17 protein-coding genes are annotated in these 20,250 nt (G+C 71.5%); 7 read left to right on the top strand and 10 right to left on the bottom strand.

What is annotated here, in order from left to right; translation table 11 throughout:
- Positions 1–4: 4 nt before the first annotated feature.
- Entirely contained in the window at positions 5–1,543 is a 1,539-nt protein-coding gene (locus ACZ66S_RS06940) for an MFS transporter (RefSeq protein WP_469900208.1), read from the bottom strand.
- Positions 1,544–1,644: 101 nt separating this feature from the next.
- Positions 1,645–2,358, bottom strand: coding sequence for a PAQR family membrane homeostasis protein TrhA (trhA, locus tag ACZ66S_RS06935; protein ID WP_469900206.1), 714 nt, complete (start codon positions 2,356–2,358; stop codon positions 1,645–1,647).
- Between the two features lie 338 nt (positions 2,359–2,696).
- Between trhA and ACZ66S_RS06930 the strand changes: the two genes are divergently transcribed.
- The gene (locus tag ACZ66S_RS06930) at positions 2,697–4,520 is read left to right on the top strand and encodes a phosphoenolpyruvate carboxykinase (GTP) (RefSeq protein ID WP_469900204.1); all 1,824 of its coding nucleotides are present in this window, start codon (positions 2,697–2,699) and stop codon (positions 4,518–4,520) included.
- 188 nt (positions 4,521–4,708) lie between these two features.
- Here ACZ66S_RS06930 and ACZ66S_RS06925 read toward each other — a convergent pair whose 3' ends face one another.
- From ACZ66S_RS06925 to ACZ66S_RS06900, 6 genes are all read right to left on the bottom strand, one after another.
- A complete protein-coding gene (locus tag ACZ66S_RS06925; protein WP_469900202.1) occupies positions 4,709–5,305 on the bottom strand; it encodes a hypothetical protein in 597 nt (198 codons plus the stop codon).
- A complete protein-coding gene (locus ACZ66S_RS06920) occupies positions 5,292–6,845 on the bottom strand; it encodes a substrate-binding and vWA domain-containing protein (RefSeq protein WP_469900200.1) in 1,554 nt (517 codons plus the stop codon). The genes ACZ66S_RS06925 and ACZ66S_RS06920 overlap by 14 nt, the downstream gene beginning before the upstream one ends.
- Positions 6,842–8,017 carry a toxic anion resistance protein gene (locus ACZ66S_RS06915; protein ID WP_469900198.1) on the bottom strand — a complete coding sequence of 392 codons (1,176 nt, stop codon included), beginning with the start codon at positions 8,015–8,017 and terminating at the stop codon, positions 6,842–6,844. The genes ACZ66S_RS06920 and ACZ66S_RS06915 overlap by 4 nt, the downstream gene beginning before the upstream one ends.
- 15 nt (positions 8,018–8,032) lie before the next feature.
- Positions 8,033–9,097, bottom strand: coding sequence for a hypothetical protein (locus tag ACZ66S_RS06910; protein ID WP_469900197.1), 1,065 nt, complete (start codon positions 9,095–9,097; stop codon positions 8,033–8,035).
- A 479-nt stretch (positions 9,098–9,576) separates the two neighbouring features.
- Positions 9,577–10,011: an SCO4983 family protein gene (locus tag ACZ66S_RS06905; RefSeq protein ID WP_469900195.1), complete on the bottom strand. Its 435-nt coding sequence runs from the start codon at positions 10,009–10,011 to the stop codon at positions 9,577–9,579.
- Between the two features lie 88 nt (positions 10,012–10,099).
- Positions 10,100–11,311 (bottom strand): pyridoxal phosphate-dependent aminotransferase, encoded by a 1,212-nt coding sequence (locus tag ACZ66S_RS06900; RefSeq protein WP_469900193.1) that lies wholly within the window; start codon positions 11,309–11,311, stop codon positions 10,100–10,102.
- A 125-nt stretch (positions 11,312–11,436) separates the two neighbouring features.
- Here ACZ66S_RS06900 and ACZ66S_RS06895 point away from each other — a divergent pair, with 125 nt between their 5' ends.
- Both ACZ66S_RS06895 and ACZ66S_RS06890 read left to right on the top strand, forming a co-directional pair.
- Positions 11,437–12,096: a hypothetical protein gene (locus ACZ66S_RS06895; protein ID WP_469900187.1), complete on the top strand. Its 660-nt coding sequence runs from the start codon at positions 11,437–11,439 to the stop codon at positions 12,094–12,096.
- Positions 12,097–12,298: 202 nt separating this feature from the next.
- Positions 12,299–13,231 carry a S1 family peptidase gene (locus ACZ66S_RS06890; RefSeq protein ID WP_469900185.1) on the top strand — a complete coding sequence of 311 codons (933 nt, stop codon included), beginning with the start codon at positions 12,299–12,301 and terminating at the stop codon, positions 13,229–13,231.
- 97 nt (positions 13,232–13,328) lie between these two features.
- On the opposite strand, the gene ACZ66S_RS06885 is transcribed toward ACZ66S_RS06890, so the two are convergent.
- A complete protein-coding gene (locus tag ACZ66S_RS06885) occupies positions 13,329–14,939 on the bottom strand; it encodes an N-acyl-D-amino-acid deacylase family protein (RefSeq protein ID WP_469900183.1) in 1,611 nt (536 codons plus the stop codon).
- Positions 14,940–14,958: 19 nt separating this feature from the next.
- Entirely contained in the window at positions 14,959–16,233 is a 1,275-nt protein-coding gene (locus tag ACZ66S_RS06880; RefSeq protein ID WP_469900181.1) for an amino acid deaminase, read from the bottom strand.
- Positions 16,234–16,389: 156 nt separating this feature from the next.
- Between ACZ66S_RS06880 and ACZ66S_RS06875 the strand changes: the two genes are divergently transcribed.
- From ACZ66S_RS06875 to ACZ66S_RS06860, 4 genes are all read left to right on the top strand, one after another.
- Positions 16,390–17,439, top strand: a complete 1,050-nt coding sequence (locus tag ACZ66S_RS06875) for a sugar kinase (protein WP_469900874.1) — start codon at positions 16,390–16,392, stop codon at positions 17,437–17,439.
- A complete protein-coding gene (locus tag ACZ66S_RS06870; RefSeq protein WP_469900179.1) occupies positions 17,436–18,197 on the top strand; it encodes an IclR family transcriptional regulator in 762 nt (253 codons plus the stop codon). Before ACZ66S_RS06875 ends, ACZ66S_RS06870 begins: the two co-directional genes overlap by 4 nt.
- Entirely contained in the window at positions 18,194–18,604 is a 411-nt protein-coding gene (locus ACZ66S_RS06865; RefSeq protein WP_469900177.1) for a RidA family protein, read from the top strand. Before ACZ66S_RS06870 ends, ACZ66S_RS06865 begins: the two co-directional genes overlap by 4 nt.
- 116 nt (positions 18,605–18,720) lie before the next feature.
- Complete coding sequence (locus ACZ66S_RS06860) at positions 18,721–20,193, top strand: GntP family permease (protein WP_469900176.1); 1,473 nt, start codon at positions 18,721–18,723, stop codon at positions 20,191–20,193.
- Positions 20,194–20,250 lie beyond the last annotated feature (57 nt).

Below are 20,250 nucleotides of genomic sequence, written 5' to 3'. Positions count from 1 at the left end.
ATTCTCAGGCATGCGCCTCCTCGGCAGCCATGTCCGGGTCCGTGGAGGTGTCCGTGGGGCGGGGTGCGGCGGGCAGGAAGGCGGCCGCGAGGAGTGCGGCGACGAGGGCGGCGATGCCGCAGACCAGCAGGACGACGCCCATGCCGTGGACGTACGCGTCGTTCGCGGAGGCCAGCAGGTCGGTGGAGCCGGTGCGCTGGGCGACCGCGTGCGCCGCGACCACGGACTCCCCGGCGGTGTCGGCGGCTTCGGCGGGCAGCCCGGTGACGTCGAGGCGGTCCCGGAAGGCGCCGGCGAGGAGGCTGCCCAGCAGGGCGATGCCGATCGCGCCACCGACCTGGCGCATGGTCATCAGGAGTCCGGAGCCGCTGCCGGCGCGGTCGCGGGGCAGGGCGCTCAGGCCGCCGTTCATGGCGGGGATGAGGGAGAGGCCGAAGCCGAAGCCGGTGAGGGAGAGCCACAGGGCGACGAATCCGTAGCCGGAGTCCACGGTCGTGCGGCTGCCGAGGAGGCCGGCGAAGGCCAGGACGACCAGGCCGGCGCTGACCGTGGCGCGGGCGCCGAAGCGGGCGACGACCTTGGGGGCGAGGCGGGAGGCGACGAGCAGTCCGCCCATCATCGGCAGCAGCCGGACTCCGGTGCCGAGGGCGTCGTGGCCGAGGACGGCCTGGAGGAAGGGCGGCAGGACGAAGAGCAGGCCGGTCAGGATGAAGTTGACGAGGGTCGCGGCGATCGTGTTGAAGAGGAAGCCGCGGTGGGTGAGCAGGGTCATGTCGAGCATGGGGCGCCGGACCCGGCGTTCGCGCAGGACCAGGGCGGCGATGAGGACGACGGCCGCCGCGAGCGTGCCGAGCACCAGTGGGTCGCCCCAGCCGCGGGTGGGGGCCTCGATGATCGCGTAGACCAGGGCGCCGAGGCCGGTGACGGTGAGCGCGGTGGAGAGGGCCTCGACCTTGGGGGAGGCGGGGTCGCGGGTCTCGGGGAGCAGGAAGACGCAGGCGGCGATGCCGATGGCGGCCATCGGGACGTTGACCAGGAAGACCGAGCCCCACCAGAAGTGGTTGAGCAGCCAGCCGCCGATGATCGGGCCGAGCGGGAGGCCCAGCGCGGAGGCGGCGGAGACGATGCCGACGGCCTTGGTGCGCTCGTCGGGGGCGAAGAGCGTGGGCAGCACGGAGAGCGCGAGCGGGGTGACGAGGGCGCCGCCGACGCCCATCACCGCGCGGGCGGCGATCACGGCGTCGACGTCGCCGGCCAGGGCGCCGACCAGGGAGCCGGCGAGGAAGACGGCGAGTCCGGCGATCAGCATGCGGCGGCGTCCGAAGCGGTCGCCGAGCAGGCCGGCGGGGAGCATCAGGGCCGCGAAGACGACGACGTAGGCGTCCGCCATCCACTGCTGTGCGCCGGTTCCGGCGTCGAGGTCGGCGGCCATGGTCGGCAGCGCCACGTTGAGGATCGTCAGGTCGAAGCCGAGCGTGAGCATGCTCGCGACGAGGGCGGCCAGGGCCCACCAGCGACGGGGGTCCGGAGTGATGGTTTCCATGAAATGAGAGTAGCTCTCAAAAGGTAGAGACTGTCAATCAATTCCGGCATGCAAAAAGGGCCACGGCTCGGAAGCTGTGGCCCTGGATGCGGGGGACCGGTCTAGGGGTGCTGGTAGGCCACCAGCGAGATGCCGATGTAGTGGACGGCGAAGGCGGCCACGGTGAGGGAGTGGAAGACCTCGTGGAAGCCGAACCAGCGCGGTGACGGGTTCGGCCGCTTGAGGCCGTAGATCACACCGCCCGCGCTGTAGAGCAGGCCGCCGACGATGACCAGGACCAGGACCGCAACCCCGCCGGCGCGCATGAAGTCGGGCAGGAAGAAGACGGCGGCCCAGCCCATCGCGATGTAGCAGGGGGTGTAGAGCCAGCGCGGGGCGCCGACCCAGAAGACCCGGAAGAGGATGCCGGCCAGGGCAGCGCCCCAGATCCCCCACAGCAGCCACCGCCCCTTGCTGCCGGGCAGGAGCAGGATGGTCAGCGGTGTGTAGGTGCCCGCGATGATCAGGAAGATGTTGGCGTGGTCCAGGCGGCGCAGGACGCCGTCCATGCGGGGGCTCCAGGTGCCCCGGTGGTACAGCGCGCTGACACCGAAGAGCAGGCAGGCGGTCAGGGCGTAGATGCCGCAGGCGATCCGGCCTCTGGTGGAGTCCGCGAGGGCGGTGAGCACCAGCCCCGCGACCAGGGCGGCCGGGAACATGCCGAGGTGCAGCCAGCCGCGCAGTTTCGGCTTGACGGGCTCGGCCAGTTGTTGGGCGTGCTGCTTGATCTGGTGGGACAGCGAGGGTGTGTCGGCGTCGGGGGCGGGCGGCGTCATGCCCGGCATCGTACCTACGGAGCCGTAAGTTACGCGTCAGTACGACGGCGGAACGGTCCGGAGTGGCCATCCTCTCACGGCAGTTGACCAGTAAAGAAACGGTGTGCTGAACGCTACGTGCACGCAAATAAACGCGCTGTGCACAGAGAAAGCGTGGCGATCCTCACTCCGCTCACCTGTGATGCCCTCTGGACAGATGGGCGCTTCAGTCGGATGATCAAATGAGTGCGGTCGGCACCGGATGAGCGCCAAGGTCACCACCGAAAAGGTGCGAGCAGCATCCGGGTCGCAGCCCCCACGGGGCCTCCAAACAAAAAATCCCTCATCTAGGAGCAATCGTGGCGCGCGACATCGCGGCTCCCCCCGTCATCCCCACCCAGCACAAGGAACTGATCTCGTGGGTGAACGAGATCGCCGAACTGACCCAGCCGGACAGCGTGGTCTGGTGTGACGGATCCGAAGCGGAGTACGAGCGCCTGTGCGAGGAGCTCGTCGCGAAGGGCACCTTCAGGAAGCTCGACCCGATCAAGCGTCCCAACTCCTACTACGCGGCCTCCGACCCGACCGACGTCGCGCGCGTCGAGGACCGCACCTTCATCTGCTCGGAGAAGGAGGAGGACGCGGGGCCGACCAACCACTGGAAGGCACCGGGCGAGATGCGGGACATCTTCGCCGGGGAGAAGGGCGTCTTCCGCGGTTCGATGAAGGGCCGGACGATGTACGTCGTCCCCTTCTGCATGGGCCCGCTCGGCTCGGACCTCTCCGCGATCGGCGTCGAGATCACCGACTCCGCCTACGTCGCGGTCTCCATGCGCACCATGACCCGCATGGGACAGCCCGTCCTCGACGAGCTCGGCGACGACGGCTTCTTCGTCAAGGCCGTCCACACCCTGGGCGCCCCCCTCGCGGAGGGCGAGGCGGACGTCCCGTGGCCGTGCAACTCCACCAAGTACATCTCGCACTTCCCGGAGTCCCGCGAGATCTGGTCCTACGGCTCCGGCTACGGCGGCAACGCCCTGCTCGGCAAGAAGTGCTACGCCCTGCGCATCGCGTCGGTGATGGCCCGCGACGAGGGCTGGCTCGCCGAGCACATGCTCATCCTCAAACTCACCCCGCCGCAGGGCGAGTCCAAGTACGTCGCCGCCGCCTTCCCGTCCGCGTGCGGCAAGACCAACCTCGCCATGCTGGAGCCCACGATCTCCGGCTGGACCGTGGAGACCATCGGCGACGACATCGCCTGGATGCGCTTCGGCGAGGACGGCCGCCTCTACGCGATCAACCCCGAGGCCGGCTTCTTCGGCGTCGCGCCCGGCACCGGTGAGCACACCAACGCCAACGCGATGAAGACGCTGTGGGGCAACTCCGTCTTCACCAACGTCGCCCTCACCGACGACAACGACATCTGGTGGGAGGGCATGACGGAGGAGACCCCGGCCCACCTCACCGACTGGAAGGGCAACGACTGGACGCCGGAGTCCGGCACCCCGGCCGCCCACCCCAACGCCCGCTTCACCACCCCGGCCGCCCAGTGCCCGATCATCGCGCCCGAGTGGGAGGACCCCAAGGGCGTGCCGATCTCGGCGATCCTCTTCGGCGGCCGGCGCGCCTCCGCGGTGCCGCTGGTGACGGAGTCCTTCGACTGGAACCACGGCGTCTTCCTCGGCGCGAACGTCGCCTCCGAGAAGACCGCCGCCGCCGAGGGCAAGGTCGGCGAGCTGCGCCGCGACCCCTTCGCCATGCTGCCGTTCTGCGGCTACAACATGGGCGACTACATGGGGCACTGGGTCGACGTGGCCAAGGACAAGGACCAGTCCAAGCTGCCGAAGATCTACTACGTCAACTGGTTCCGCAAGAACGACGAGGGCACGTTCGTCTGGCCCGGCTTCGGTGAGAACAGCCGCGTCCTGAAGTGGATCGTGGAGCGCCTGGAGGGCAAGGCCGAGGGCGTCGAGACGCCGATCGGCGTCCTGCCGACCAAGGACGCCCTCGACACCAAGGGCCTCGAACTGGCCGACTCCGACCTGGAGTTCCTGCTCACCGTCGACAAGGAGGTGTGGCGGGAGGAGGCGTCCCTGATCCCCGAGCACCTCAACACCTTCGGCGACCACACCCCGAAGGAGCTGTGGGACGAGTACCGCGCGCTGGTCGAGCGCCTGGGCTGACGTCCCCCCGAAGACGCCGCGGCCGGCTCCGATCGTGCCCTGACCAGCAGTATCGTCACGGCCGGCCGCGGTTTCAGTACGGCGAGGCCGCACACAATGGGGTGTGCGGCTGTGGGCCCGTCCTCACCTGTCCCGTCCGCCCCGACGGGAAGCGCGGTGAGGGTGGGCCCTCGCCGGTTCCGGCGTCCCTAACGGTCCGACCGTTCCTCCAGATAGCGGGTGTGGGTCTGCTGCCGGCCGGCCTCCACGTCCCGCAGGGCCGCAGCCCATCGCTCCGCCTCCCGCTTCAGCAGGCCGAGCTGCTGCTCCAGATGCAGCTCGGGCGACTCCGTGCCCGGGGTCATCCTCGTCCACCAGCGGGTCCGGGCGAAGGCGTCCACGGCCTCCGGCAGGTCCCGGCGCACGATCCGGGACACCGCGTGCACGCCCTCCGGATCGTGCGCCAGGAGTTCCGTGGACCGGTCGCGGTCCAGCAGCGCCGACAGCAGCTCCGTCAGTTCCCGCAGCCGGGCCGCCGCCGTCACCGACAGGTCGATGTCCGCCAGATAGGCCCGCAACTTCTCGAAGTCGGCCCGCACCTCGGCCAGTTGGGCCGAAGGGTCCGGGAAGTCCGGCGGCGCCGGGCGCTCCGGCGGGGCGATCAGCGCGCCCGCGCCGTAGAGGCCGGCCACCACCACGGGCCAGTACGGGCCCGCCACCCCCGCGAAGGTCAGCACCAGGCCGGCCAGTCCGCACACGCTGCCCGCGAGGTTCTTGCGGGACTCCAGGTACCTACTGATAGCCACGGATCTCCTCGAAGGCGCCGTCCAGCGAACCCTGTCGGGCGTCGAAGAGGCGGCCGCCGGTCAGGTCGGCGATGTGGGCCAGCTCGGAGCGGTCGGAGTCGCCGAAGAGGATGGGGAAGACGGGGATCCGCCGGCGGTCGGCCCCGAGTCCGGCGTAGAAGGAGTCGAAGTCCGCCGCCTCGGCGCCCGCCGTGTTCTCGCCGTCCGTCATCAGCACGATCGAGGTGAAGGTGTCCCGGCCGGTGCCGAGATGGGCGTACGCCTTCTCCAGCGAGGTGTAGATCGCGGTGTCGCCGTCGGCGGAGAGCTGCGCGGTGTCCTCCCGGATGGCGTCCAGACCGGTGCGCGGGGACGAGGGGTCGACCACATGGGTCCGTACGTCCTTCACCTGCGAGCCGAACGGCATCAGCGTGACCTCCTCGCGTTCGCGGAAGTCCCCGGTGAGGTCGGCCAGGGCTGCCTTCAGTCGGTTCAGGCGCTCGCCCGCCATCGAGCCCGAGGTGTCCAGGACGTAGACCGTCCGCGACGGCCGGCGCAGTTCGTTCTCGTAGGAGTCGAGCAGCCCGTCGGCGACGGAACGCGTGCCCGGGAAGGGGAGTTCGCGACGGCGGGTGGTGTCCAGGCCGCTCGCGGGCGCGACCGCGGCCACGACGGGACGGCGGTGGGTGCGCTCGGTGATCAGCCGCTGGATCCTCTCGGTGCGCAGGTCCTCGGTCACCCGGCGGACGTCCTCGCGGGTGCGTGCGTTCGTCGACCTGAGGGAGGTGAGCGGGTAGTCGGCGGTGATCACGCCGTCGCGGGGGCGGATCACGGTCAGGCCCGGGACGCCCTGGAGGACGGACTCGTAGTTGAGCAGGGCGTCGACGTCCCCGCGCCGGGCGTAGGCCGCGGCCAGCCAGCCCGAGGAACCCGAGGTCAGTTGCTGGCCCTTGAAGAACTCCTTCAGCCGGGGTGTCGCCTTGGTGACGTCCGCGTCGGTGAGCGCCGCCTGGGCGCCGGAGAGGGCGGAGGCGACCGACACCAGCGTGGCGAAACCGGAGTTGGAGCGGGCCGGGTCGGTCATGCCGTACGTCAGTCTCCCGTCCCGGACGGCGCGCTCGACCTGGGACCAGGTGACGTCGGCGGGCTTCCAGCCGAGCGCCTTCACGGTCGCGGGCCGCACGCCGATCGCGACCGGGCTCGACATGACGGGCGTCTCGGAGACCACCTTCCCCGCCGCGTCGGGGCGCAGCCGGAGGTAGTCGTTCGAGGACAGCCACAGGGCGTCGTACCGGCCGGCGGTGCGGCCCTGGGCCAGCATCTCCACGGCGTCCAGCGTGCCGATGGGGTTCAGCTTCACCGTGACACCGGTGTCCTTCTCGACCTGGGCGAGGACCGGGGCCATGTCGGCCAGCTCGCTGGAGGCGAGGACACGGAGGGTGCCGGGCTCGGCGGGGCCGGGGACGCCGGGCGTCGAGACCCCGCGGATCCCGTCGTCGTGGGCCGTGCAGGCGGTGAGCAGACCGAGCGCCGCGAGGCAGGCCAGTGCGCGTCGTCTCATCCGAGGCCCCCCTCCAGGGCACTCTGCGACCGGCTGCGCTCCAAGTGCCCGCTCGCGTCCTGGAGTTCGGCGGTCAGCGACTCCACGGTCGCGGCCATCACCTCGGTCGCCCGGGCCTTGTACGTGTCGATCGCGTCCAGGGTCCGGTAGATCTGCTGGAACGCCGAGCGCAGGGTCTCGGCGCCGACCGCCGGGTCCGCCGCGATGCGCTGGATCTCCCCGCTCTGGGCCGCGAGCATCTCGGCGTTGCCCCGGATGAGGTCCTCGGTCGTCCCGCGCAGGGCGTTGACCTGGTCGACGACCTTCTTCTGGTGGTCGAGCGCGGAGGCCAGCATCACGGAGATCCGGAGCGCCGAGACGGTGGTCGTGGCCGCCCGGTCGACGCCCTTGATCAGCTCCTCGTTGTTGCGCCGGACGACGTCCATGGCGAGGTAGCCCTGCGCGCAGACGGCGAGCTGGGTGAGCAGGTCCTGGTGCTTCTGCCGGACGGGGAAGAGCACGTCGGCGCGGAGCGAGTCGGCCGCCGCGGGGTCGGCCACCGCGGCGATGTGCTGCTCGACGGCCGTGTCGAGGGCCTCGGTCAGCACGACGTACTCCTGGAGCTTGCCCATGGTCTCCCACAGCCGGACCCGCTCGGTCTGCAACGCGGCGTTGTCCCGGCGCAGTTCGTCCTGACCGCCGCGCAGCGAGCCCACGATCCGGTTCAGCGTCCCCTGGGCGGAGGCGTACTTGGCGACGTGGTCGCGCAGCCTGTTGCCGCCGGGGAGCCGGGACAGGAACCTGCGGCCCTTGGCGGCGGACAGGTCCCGCGGGTCCAGGTCCTCGACCACGCGCCGCAGTTCGACGAGCGATCCGGCCACCTGCGACTGGGCGTCCCCGCCCTTGTCCGGCAGGCTGCGCAGGGTCCGCTCCAGCATCCGGTTGGACTGCGCGGCGGCACCGCGCAGCTCCCCGGCGCCGAGCGCGGTGATCTCGCCGACCTTGCCGGCGAACTCCGGCGAGCGGGCGTCGAGGGCCGCGAGCCCCTTGACGTACGCTGCGGCCTTCTCGGCCATGCCGGCCCGCACCGAGTCGTCGACCGGGACGAGTCCGCCGGCCCTGTCGCGCGGCACGGCGGCCACCGGCTCGGGCGGGGTGAGCGTGAAGGTGTCGTTGTCGTTCATGGCTGTCATCGGTGGTGTCCCCCGTTATCCGCGCGCCCGTCGCGCCAGCTCGTGCAGCACCGCGGAGGTGGGCACGGGCGCCTGGCGGACGCCGGTCAGTTGCTGCTTGAGATAGGTGGCGGCCGAGGCGAACCCGGTGGCCTCGCCCTGCGGCCGGAACCCGTGCCGGACCTCCAGCTCGCGCAACCGCGGGTCGCTGGACAGGAGTTCGGCGACGGCCCGGCCGTCGTCGGTCAGCGGTACGACCGTGTGGTCGCTGTTGACCGTCGTGTCCGGGTAGAGGACGACCAGGTCGTCGGGGTGCTGCCCGCCCGCGAGGAGCGAGGCGACCTGGGACTCGTAGACGAGGACCAGCGGGTTGCCGGCGCCGCTGACGAAGTCCCGGAAGGCCGCGTCCGTGCTGGACTGCTGGGCGCCCTGCACGCTGACGAGCTTGTGCAGCAGGGGAGTTGTCCTGGTGACCTCGGTGCCGCTCGCGACGACCTTGCCGCCGTTCGCCACGTAGGAGGCGGCGGCGAGGTAGAGGGCGCCGGAGTTCGAGGTCTCCGGGTCGGTGCTGGAGAGGTAGAGGGTGCCGGTCAACTCCCCGTACCTACCGGCGCCCTTGAGCTGCTGCCAGGTGCGGTCCGCGCGGGCCGCGTCGAGGTAGGCGGCCATCTTGAGCGTGCCGCGGTGCTCGGCGTCCAGCGTGGCAAGGCCGTTGCCCGCGAGAACCCCGGCGGCGCTCCTGTGCGCCACGACGACCAGGGGCGAGTAGAAGGGGCGGGGGAGGGTCCCCCGTACCTGGTGCCTGGCGGCGAGTTCGGCGGCCGGCGCCTGGCTGGACGGGAAGGCGAAGTCGTATCCGCCCAGGTCCAGCCCCTCCATGGCCCAGGACCCGGAGGTCTCGGCCCGTACGGTCCAGCCCTTGGCGGCGAGGGCCTTCACCACGTCGGGATCCGCGAAGAACTCCGCCTTCTCGGATCCGATCACTGCCTGCACGGTCTTCGTTGCCGTGCCCTTGTCGTCCGCTTCCCGGCCCGCCACGACGGCTGCCACCACGCCGCCGATCAGCACAACCGCGAGGACGATCCCTACGATGCGTCTCACACCGTGCAGACTGCTCCCGGAACCCAACATTCCCCGCCGACCAGGATGAACAACAGGTGTAGCACCGGTCCCGGATCAAAACGCCCTTCAGGGGCGCGGAGAACTGCGCGCCAAGCCACGACGACCAGGCGCCCGGCAGGCAGGCGCAGTACCGGTCCCCTCTCAACGGAGCCGGCTGAGGCGCACCTTCAGGGGCGCGGGGAACTGCGCGACCAGCCACATCGCACCCGCACCGCTACGACGACCAGGCGCCCGGCAGGCAGGCGCAGTACCGGTCCCCTCTCAACGGAGCCGGCTGAGGCGCACCTTCAGGGGCGCGGGGAACTGCGCGCCAAGCCACACCGCACCCGCACCCGCCGAACGACACGCCCCCCACGACGATCAGGCGCCCCGGCCCAAGCCAACGCAGTGCATGGCACCCGGTCCGCACGTCGCTGCGGATGCGCGCGGACCGGGGCCGTCCAGGAGAGCCGTACGGCTCAGTGCGCGGCGAGTTCGCGAGGGTCGGCCACCGCCAGGGCGGCGCTGTGCGCATCCATCCGCTCCGCCGCCAGGATCGCCGCCGCCGTGTCCGCCCGGGACGCCGCCACGAGCAGCGCGCGGCCGGCCACCGCGTGGGCACGCCGGTGCAGGTCAGCGACGCGGGGGTCCGGACCGACCGGGGTCAGGGACGCACGGGCGGGTACGCCGCCGCCCCGCAGCCGGGCCACCTGCGCGGCGAGCCGCTCGGCCGCGGTGTCGAGGTCGGCGGAGGGTGCCAGCGCACGCAGCTCGTCCGTGACGGCGAGCAGAGCCGCGAGATGGCCCGCGAGCTGGATGTCCAGCTCCTCCTCACGGGAACGGTGAGGGAAGTCGGTGGTGGGGGCGTCGGCCATCGTGGAGTGGACCGACTTGGTGCGGATCGGTTCGTACATGGGATGGCCTCCTGTGCAGTCAGGAAACCATCCTAGCTTAGATTCCGTCTAAAGTTGAGCCGACCAAAAAGATCGGTGCCGGCGAGGTTTACGGCTGCCCGTACCCGTCCAGGAAGTTCCCGATCCGCCCGACCGCGTCCCGCAGGTCGCCGACGGTCGGCAGGGTCACCACCCGGAAGTGGTCGGGCTCGGGCCAGTTGAAGCCGGAACCCTGGACGACCATGATCTTCTCCTGGCGCAGCAGGTCGAGGACCATCCGCCGGTCGTCCTTGATCTTGAAGACCTTGGGGTCGAGCCGGGGGAAGAGGTACAGCGCCCCCTTCGGCTTCACGCAGCTCACGCCTGGGATCTGGGTCAGCAGCTCGTACGCCACGTCCCGCTGCTCGACGAGCCGCCCGCCCGGCAGCACCAGGTCGTTGATCGACTGGCGTCCGCTGAGCGCGGCGACCACACCGTGCTGGCCCGGCATGTTCGCGCACAGCCGCATGTTGGCCAGGACGGTCAGGCCCTCGATGTAGGAGTCGGCGTGCGCGCGCGGGCCGGAGATCGACATCCAGCCCACCCGGTAGCCCGCCACCCGGTACGCCTTGGACATGCCGTTGAAGGTGAGGGTCAGCAGGTCGGGGGCGATCGCGGCGGTCGGGGTGTGCGTGGCGCCGTCGTAGAGGATCTTGTCGTAGATCTCGTCCGAGCAGACCAGCAGGTTGTGCCGGCGGGCGATGTCGGTCAGCCCCTTGAGCACGGTCTCGTCGTAGACCGCGCCCGTGGGGTTGTTGGGGTTGATGATGACGATCGCCTTGGTGCGGTCGGTGACCTTCCGCTCCACGTCCGCGAGGTCGGGCATCCAGTCGGCCTGCTCGTCGCAGCGGTAGTGCACGGCCGTACCGCCGGACAGCGACACGGCGGCCGTCCACAGCGGGTAGTCGGGGGCCGGCACGAGGACCTCGTCGCCGTCGTCGAGCAGGCCCTGCATGGCCATCACGATCAGCTCGGAGACGCCGTTGCCGATGAAGACGTGCTCGACGTCCGTCTCTATGCCGATGGTCTGGTTGTGCATGACCACGGCCCGGCGCGCCGCGAGCAGTCCCTTGGCGTCGCCGTAGCCGTGGGCCGTGGAGACGTTGCGGAGGACGTCCTCCAGGATCTCGGGCGGAGCCTCGAACCCGAAGGCGGCGGGGTTGCCCGTGTTCAGCTTGAGGATGCGGTGCCCGGCCGCCTCCAGGCGCATCGCCTCCTCGAGAACCGGGCCCCGGATCTCGTAACAGACATTGGCGAGCTTGGTCGACTGGATCACCTGCATGCCTGGAGCTTACGGCCCGGTAACGCCTGAGGGCTCGTGTTTTCCGCCACGTGAGACACGGCGGTTTGGGCTGTTATCGCCGGTAGCTGTCCCAGCGGCCCCATCCGTCCCTACAATCCCTCGCCATGTCGAGGCCAGTCGAATACGAGTCCGGGGCGCCCCACGTCTATCAGCCACAGCCCACGGCGGCCCCGGCATACGAGGAGTACACGGACCCGGCGGCCGCGCACGGGTGGCAGAACGCCTACGACGCGACGGCCGAACTCCCCCAGGTCGGACCCGTCGCCGCGGCGGCGGGCGAGCGTGAGCCGGACGGGCCGGATTCCGTCGGCCGGGCCGCCCGGCGGCGGGCCGCCCGCGGGGGCGGCCGGCGCACACGTCGCGTGGTCGTGGCCGTCGGTGCCGCCGGCGTCGTCGGGGCGGCGGCGCTGATCGCGGGGCTGTCCCTGTCGGGCTCCTCCTCGGAGCCGGACAGCGCCCCGGGGGGCAGTGTCACCTCGTCCGCGACCGAGACCGGTGCCGCCACCGGCCCGGCCTCCTCCAGCGCCCCGGCGGCCCCGGGGGCGACGGCCTCCGGTGAGCCGGCGACCGGCACCGGCGCGGCGGGCGCGAGCGCCTCCGCGGAGGCTTCCGACGGCCCGCGGTCGAGCGGGAGTCCGTCGTCCGAGACCTCCTCCGGCGCCCCGGCCACCGCCTCGGCGAGCGCCGCCACGGCCGGCACCGACGGTCCCGGGAACTCCGACGGCAAGGGGCGTGGACAGGGCGGCGCGAAGAAGCCCAAGTAACCCTACGGCTGGGTAGGTTGAACCCGGCGACCGGCAGTGGGGGTGTGCGTGCCGTCCCGGTTGTGGAGGTGTCGCCCGTCGAGAGGCGCGGGCTCGGCACAACTTCTTGCCCCGGCGACCACCCTTCTTCACAATGTCCATGACAAACTCACGGGCGGCCGGAAGATTTCCGGCCGCCCACGTCGCAAGAGGGGACCCCCACATGAGAAAGCCTCTCGTCGCCGCACTCAGCGCCCTGGCCCTGGCCGGGATGGGCGCGGCACCCGCGGTCGCCGCCGAACCCGCCGCGTCCGGTGTCGGCAAGAGCGTCGACACGGACACCCCCGTCTCCGTGGTCCACGACCTGCTCACGTCCGCCGGCTCGGCCCTGTCGCAGGTCACGTCACCGTCGCCGTCGCTCAAGGCCGTGACCCTCGCCGGGACCGTCTCGCTCAGCAACTGCTCCGGCTCGGTCATCCGGTTCCCGAACTCCCTGGACACCGACCCGGCGCTGGTGCTCAGCAACGGGCACTGCCTCACCACCGGCTTCCCCGCGCCGGGCGAGGTGCTCACCAACCAGGCGTCCAGCCGGTCCTTCGGGCTGCTCAACTCCTCCGGCACCCGGGTCGCCACGCTGCGCGCCAGCAAGCTGGCCTACGGGACGATGACCGACACGGACGTGTCGATCTACCAGCTCACCAGCACATACGCGTCGATCAGGAACTCGTACGGCATCTCCGCGCTCACCGTGCAGGACACGCACCCCACCGCCGGGACCGCCATCACGGTGGCCTCCGGCTACTGGAAGCGGCTGTATAGCTGCAACATCGACGGGTTCGTGTACCGCCTGAAGGAGGGCGACTGGACCTGGAAGGACTCGGTCCGCTACACCTCCGCCTGCCAGACCATCGGCGGCACCTCGGGCTCGCCCGTCGTCGACCAGGCCACCGGCAAGGTCGTCGCCGTCAACAACACCGGCAACGAGGACGGCGAGCGCTGCACGGAGAACAACCCGTGCGAGGTCGACGCGAACGGCAACGTCACCGTCCGCGAGGGCATCAACTACGCCCAGGAGATCTACAACATCCCGGCCTGCTTCACGACGGGCAACCAGCTCAACCTGAACGCGAGCGCGTGCACCCTGCCCAAGCCGTAGCGCGTTCGGGGGTGCCGCGACCGGTTGTCCGGCGGCCGCTCGGCCGTCGTGGCCGGTCGCGTGGTTCCCCGCGCCCCTGAGGGCGCCGGGCGTTCCGTCACACGGGACTGCGACGGACCGCCCGCCCCGCCAGTACGTCCGTGCGCCGGCCGTCCTCGATCACGAAGCGGCCGTCGATCAGGACGTGCGGGATGCCCGTCGGGAGTCGGCGCGGGTCGTCGAAGGTCGAACCCGGGGCCACCGTCCCCGCGTCGAACAGGACCAGGTCCGCCCGGTAGCCCTCCTTGACCAGGCCCCGGTCCGGCAGCCGCAGCCGGGACGCCGGGCGCGAGGTGAGGTGGGCCACGCACTCCTCCAGGGACAGCACGCCCAACTCCCGCACATAGGTGCCGAGATACCTCGGGAACGTGCCGTACGCCCGCGGATGCGGCTTGGCGCCCTGCAGGATGCCGTCGGAGCCGCCGGTGTGCACGGGGTGCCGCATGATCGCGCGGACGTTCTCCTCGTGGCCGACGTGCTGGAGGATCGAGGGAGCCAGACGGTCGGCGAGCAGGAGGGCGCGGGCCGTCGTCCAGGGACTCTCGCCCCGCAGCCGGGCCGACTCCGCGACCGTACGGCCGACGAGGTCCGCGAAGGCCGGGTCGCCGACGCCGGAGATCTCGATGGTGTCCCACTCGACGGGCACGCCGTGGCAGCCGTCCGCCCCGAGGACCTCCATGTGGTGCCGGATCCGCTCGGCCGTGCCGTCGTCCGCCAGCCGCTCCAGGACCGCCTCCGGGCCGCCCTCGCCCGCCCAGCTCGGCAGCAGGGCCGCGAGGGTCGTGGCGCCTGGCGTGTAGGGGTAGGTGTCCAGGCTGATGTCGGCGCCCGACGCGAGCGCCTCGTCCAGCAGGGCGAGCAGTTCCGGCGCCCGGCCCTTGTTCACGCCGAAGTTCATGGTGGCGTGGGCGAGATGGAGCGGGCAGCCGGCCTCCCGGGTCAGGGCGACCATCTCCTCGTACGCCTCCAGCGCGCCCGCCCCGTACGAGCGGTGGTGCGGGCAGTAGTAGCCGCCGTGCTCCGCCACCACCCGGCACAGCGCGGTCAGTTCGGCGTCCTCGGCGTACATGCCGGGTGTGTAGGTCAGGCCCGACGACATGCCGAGCGCGCCCTGCTCCAGACCTTCGGCCACCAGCGCCCGCATGCGGTCGAGCTCCTGGGCGGTGGCCTCGCGGTCCTCCCAGCCCACGACGAGCGCGCGGACCGTGCCCTGGGGGATCAGATAGGCCGCGTTGACGGCGATCCCGCGGTCGAGGCGGTCCAGGTACTCGCCCACCGACCGCCAGTCGAAGTCGATGTCGTCGCCGTGGCCGTTCCACCCGGCGATCGCGCGGCGGACCTCCGCCAGCGTGCGGTCGTCGACCGGGGCGTACGACAGCCCGTCCTGGCCCAGGACCTCGAGCGTGACGCCCTGCGCGGCCTTGGCGCTGTGGTCGGGGTCGCGCAGCAGGGCCAGGTCGCTGTGGGCGTGCATGTCGATGAAGCCGGGGGAGAGGGTGAGCCCCTCGGCGTCCAGCTCCCGTCGCGCCGTGGGGCGTTGGCAGCCGGCGTCGGCCGCCTCCTTGACGATCGAGACGATCCGGCCGCGGTCGACCACCACGTCGGCGCGGTAGGAGGGGGCGCCGCTGCCGTCGACGACGTCCGCGTCCCTGATGACGAGCTCTTCCATCACCGGACTCCTTCGCGTCTCAGAAGAACGTGCGGATGTACTCGACGACCGTGCCGTCGGCCTCCGCCACGGGGATGAGCTGCCACTTGTCGAAGGACGTGCACGGGTGCGAGAGGCCGAGGCCCAGCCAGTCGCCGACCTCCAGACCGGTGTCCGGGGCGGTGGCCAGCCAGGCGTGCTGGTCGGAGAGCGCGGTGACCTCGATGCCGGTGGCCGGGCGCTCGGTGCCGTCCCGGCGGACCACCTGGGCGAAGGGGAGGTCGAGGTCGTGGGCCGCGTCCCGCTTGCCTCCGTTGGCGAAGGCCTGGCCGGGGGAGGGCCGGGAGACGATCTGCGTCCACAGCCGGAAGGCCGGCTCCAGGGCGCCCTCCTCGGGGATCCGGTTGAAGGGGGTCACCTTGCGGTAGTGGCCGTCGTCGTGCGAGACGTAGGCGCCGGAGCGCAGCAGCTTCAGGACCGGGCGGGAGAGTTCGGGGATCTCGGCGAAGACGTCCGCGACCGCGTCGAACCAGGCGCTGCCGCCGGCGCTGACCACGATCTCGTCGAGCCCCTCCGCCGCGAACCGTCCCGCCTTGTCGAAGTCGGCCGCCAGGGCCACCAGTCGGCGCAGCCAGGCGTGCACGCGCTCCGGGTCCGCCCCGGGGACCTCGCCCTCGTACCCGGCGACCCCGACGAGCCGCAGCGTCCCGGTGGCCGCGACCGCGTCGGCGACGGCCGCGCACTCCGCCTCCGTGCGGACACCGGTGCGGGCGCCCTCACCGGCGGCGAGTTCGACGACGACGTCCACGGGGCGGGAGGTGCCCCGCAGGGCCGCGTCCATCAGCTCGACCCCGCGGACGGAGTCGACGTAGCAGACGAAGCGGAAGCTCTCGTCGCTCGCGAGCTCGCCGGCGATCCACTTGAGGGCCGCCGGGTCCACCAGTTCGTTGGCGAGGAAGACCCGCTGGACGCCGTACGCCCGCGCCACCCGCACCTGGTGGGGGACGGCCAGGGTGATGCCCCAGGCGCCGCGTTCGATCTGCCGGTGGAAGAGCTGGGGGGCCATGGTCGTCTTGCCGTGCGGGGCGAAGGCGAGGCCGTGCCGGGCGGCGTACCCCTCCATGAGCGCGAGGTTGTGCTCCAGGCGCTCGGCGGACAGGGCGAGCACGGGGGTGGTGAAGCCGTCGGTGAAGAGGTTGCGGCGCTGGGCGGTCAGCTCGGCGACGGTCAGGCCGTCCGCGTCCGGGGGCAGGCCCTTGAAGCGGTGGTCGACGCGGTCCTCCGCGAGGCGGGCGAGCGCTTCGGTACCGGACACGGGGCCTCCCTGAAGGGTTCGTTGCAAGGTGTGCAACGTTCATTGCGTATATCGCTGAGTGCTGTCTAACATCCACGCCAACGCCGGGTCAATGAAGGAGCCAGGACCATCGTGAATGCCCCCGACGCCGTGGACGTCGTCGCGCTCGGCGAGTCCATGGTCACGTTCCTGCCCGGTCGCCCCGGGCGGCTCGCCGACGTGCCCTCGTTCGACCGGGCCATCGGCGGGGCGGAGTCGAACGTGGCCTGCGGGCTGGCCGCCGCCGGCTTCGCGGTCCGGTGGGTCAGCCGGGTCGGGGCGGACGGCTTCGGGGACCACCTCGTCGAGACGATCGGGGCGCACGGCGTCGATGTCTCCTCGGTGGGGCGTGATCCTTCCCGGCCCACCGGGGTGTACTTCCGTACGGCGGGGGACCGGGCCACCGACGCGCACGAGGTGGTGTACTACCGGGCCGGGTCCGCGGCTTCGGCGATGTCGGTCGAGAACGTGGACCTCTCGGTGGCCCGGGCGGGGCGGGTGCTGCACCTCTCCGGGATCACGGCCGCCCTGTCGGACACGTGTCTGTCGCTGGTGCGTGAGCTGACGGCTCCCGGCGCGGACCGGCCGCTGGTGTCCTTCGACGTCAACCACCGGGCCGGGCTGTGGCGTGACGCGGAGGGCCCGCGGGTGCTGCTGGAACTGGCCCGGCAGGCCGACATCGTGTTCGTGGGGGAGGACGAGGCCGAGGAGGCGTGGGGGGTCACGGGAGGTCGGGCCGCGATCCGGGCCGTGCTGCCCGAGCCTTCGGTGCTGGTGGTGAAGCAAGGGGGTAAGGGGGCTACCGCATTCGTCTCGGACGAGGCCGAGCGAGGGCCGGTCGCCACCCGCGGCGGAGCCGCACATCGAAGCAGCCCCGCGCCCCGTGAGTCGGTCACCTGGGCCGCCGCTCTGGACGTGGACGTCGTGGCCACCACCGGCGCCGGTGACGCCTTCGCCGCCGGGTTCCTCTCCGCGACCCTGCGCGAACTCCCCCTCCGGGACCGCCTGCGGCACGGCCACCTCTGGGCCGCCGCCGCCCTCACCGTCCCCGGCGACCTCGCGGCCCCTCCCGCCCGCGCACACGCCGACCGCCTCGCGGCCCTGGCGGACGACGCGTGGGGGACACTTCGACTCGGCCCCGGCTGGACGCAAGCCGACCCGGCCCCGGAGGAGGTACGCACCCCATGAGCCAGACCGTCGACCGAGCACTGAGCATCCTGCCGCTGCTCGCCGAGGGCCCCGCCGACCTCGGGCAGGTCGCCGACCGCCTCGGCGTCCACAAGTCCACCGCGCTGCGACTCCTCCGCACGCTCCACGAACACGGCATGGTCTACCGGCAGTCCGACCAGCGCTACCGACTCGGCGCCCGCCTCATCGCGCTGGCCCAGGAGGCGATGGAGAACCTCGACATCCGCGAGATCGCCCACCCCCACCTGGTACGGCTGAACGAGCAGTGCGGACACACCGTCCACCTCGCCGTGTACGAGGAGGACGAGGTGCTGTACATCGACAAGGTCGAGAGCCGCTACCCGGTGCGGATGTACTCGCGGATCGGCAAGCCCGTCGCCATCACCGTCGCCGCCGTCGCGAAGCTGCTGCTCGCCGACCTTCCCGAGGCCGAGCGCCGTGCCCTCGCGGACAAGCTCGACTACCCCCTGTACACGGCCCGTTCGACCCCCAACGCCCCCGCCTTCCTCAAGGAGTTGGAGCGGGTGCGCGAACAGGGCTGGGCCACCGACCTCGGTGGCCACGAGGAGTCCATCAACTGCGTCGCGGCCCCCGTCCGCGGCGCCGACGGCAGGGTCGTCGCCGCGATGTCGGTGTCCGCGCCCAACGTCGTCGTCACCGCCGAGGAACTCCTCACCCTCCTCCCCCAGGTCCGCCGTACGGCCGATGCCATCAGCGGCGAGTACTCCGGCAGAACCACAACGAAGGACCCCGTATGACGGACAAGACCGCGCTCACCCCGAGCACCCACACCACCCCGCCCGCGAAGTTCTCCCACGGAGTGCGCAAGGGCAACATCCTCCAGGTCGCCGGCCAGGTCGGCTTCCTTCCGGCCGAGGAGGGCAAGCCGCCCACGCCCGCCGGACCCACCCTGCGCGAGCAGACCCTCCAGACCCTCGCCAACGTCAAGGCGATCCTGGAGGAGGGCGGCGCCACCTGGGACGACGTGATGATGATCCGCGTCTACCTGACGGACGTGGACCACTTCGCCGAGATGAACTCGCTCTACAACACCTACTTCGAGGAGCAGGGCCTCACCGCGCCCCCGGCCGCCCGTACGACGGTCTACGTCGGCCTGCCCGCCGGGCTGCTCATCGAGATCGACGCGCTCGCCGTCCTCGGCTGACGCCTCCGCACCACCCGCTCCTCCCGCACGTCCTGCACGGCACGGCACCCCACGGGGCGCCGTGCCGCGATCCCCCCTGCCCGAAAGCTGCATGTTCTCAAGCAGAGGACCCCCTCATGTCCCTACCGCTCGCCGCGACCACCGAGGCACCCCCGCACACCGGTGGCCTGCTCCTCCTCATCGACGGCACCGCGGGCCTCCTCACGGTCGCCGCCCTCGGTATCGCCCTGCTGCTCTTCCTGATCATCAAGGTCAGACTCCAGCCCTTCGTCGCCCTGCTGGGCGTCTCCATAACCGTCGGCCTGCTCGCGGGGCTCTCGGTGACCGAACTCTTCGGCACGGTCCAGCGGTCGGACGCCGTGTCCACCATCGAGTCCGGGATGGGCGGCATCCTCGGCCATGTCGCCATCATCATCGGCCTCGGCACCATGCTCGGGGCCATCCTCGAAGTCAGCGGCGGCGCCGAGGTGTTGGCGTCCCGGCTGCTGAACCTCTTCGGGGAGCGGCGGGCGCCCCTCGCGATGGGCCTCACCGGCCTCATCTTCGGCATCCCGGTCTTCTTCGACGTCGGCATCTTCGTGCTCGCGCCGATCGTGTACGCGGCCGCCAAGCGCAGCGGCAAGTCGATCCTGCTGTACTGCCTGCCGCTGCTGGCGGGCCTGTCCATGACCCACGCCTTCCTGCCGCCGCACCCCGGCCCGGTCGCGGCCGCCGGACTGCTCCACGTGGACCTCGGCTGGGTCATCCTGATGGGCATCGTCTGCGGCATCCCGGCGGTGCTGGCCGCGTGGGCGTTCTCCGCGTGGGTCGGCCGCCGCATCTTCGTCGCCGTGCCGCAGGACATGGTGGAGGCGGCCGCCGAGGCCAAGCAGGCCGTGATCGAGGAACAGCGCGCGCAGGGCGTCGTACCGCGCGAGGACCCGGTGCCGCTCGGCACGGTCCTCGGCATCATCGGCACGCCCCTGGTCCTGATCCTCGCCGCCACGTTCTCCTCGATCGCGTTCGACCCCTCCACGGGCCGCTCGGTCATCGAGTTCTTCGGCAGCCCCTTCGTGGCGCTGACGATCGCCCTGCTCCTCGCCTACTACCTGCTCGGCATCCGCCGCGGCTGGTCCCGCAAGTCACTGGAGACGGTGTCGACGGCGTCCCTCAAGCCGGTCGGCAACATCCTGCTGGTCGTCGGCGCGGGCGGTGTCTTCGGCGCGGTCCTGAAGGCCAGCGGGGTCGCCCAGGCGCTCTCCGACACCTTCAACGACGTCGGCCTGCCGGTGCTCGTGCTGTCGTACCTGATCTCGGTGGTCCTGCGGGTCGCCCAGGGCTCGGCGACGGTCGCCATCGTCACCACGGCCGGCATCGTGGCCCCCCTCCTCTCCGAGGGCCACCACTCCCAGGCCTTCGTCGCCCTCGTCATCATGGCGATCTCGGCCGGCTCCATCTTCGCCTCCCACGTCAACGACGGCGGCTTCTGGATGGTGGCCAAGTACTTCGGCATCAGCGAGCGGGACACGCTGCGGACTTGGACCGTGCTGGAGACGGTGCTGTCGGTGGCCGGATTCGCGGTGGCCGCGGTACTGAGTGTGTTCGTGTAGGCGGTACAGCCCCATGTAGGCGTCCGATAACGATGTAGGGGCCGGCTGTGCCGGGCA

Source organism: Streptomyces sp. NPDC107471 (assembly GCF_055582845.1).
The sequence above is the reverse complement of the archived record's forward strand: the minus strand, read 5'-3'. Positions and strand labels throughout refer to the sequence as shown.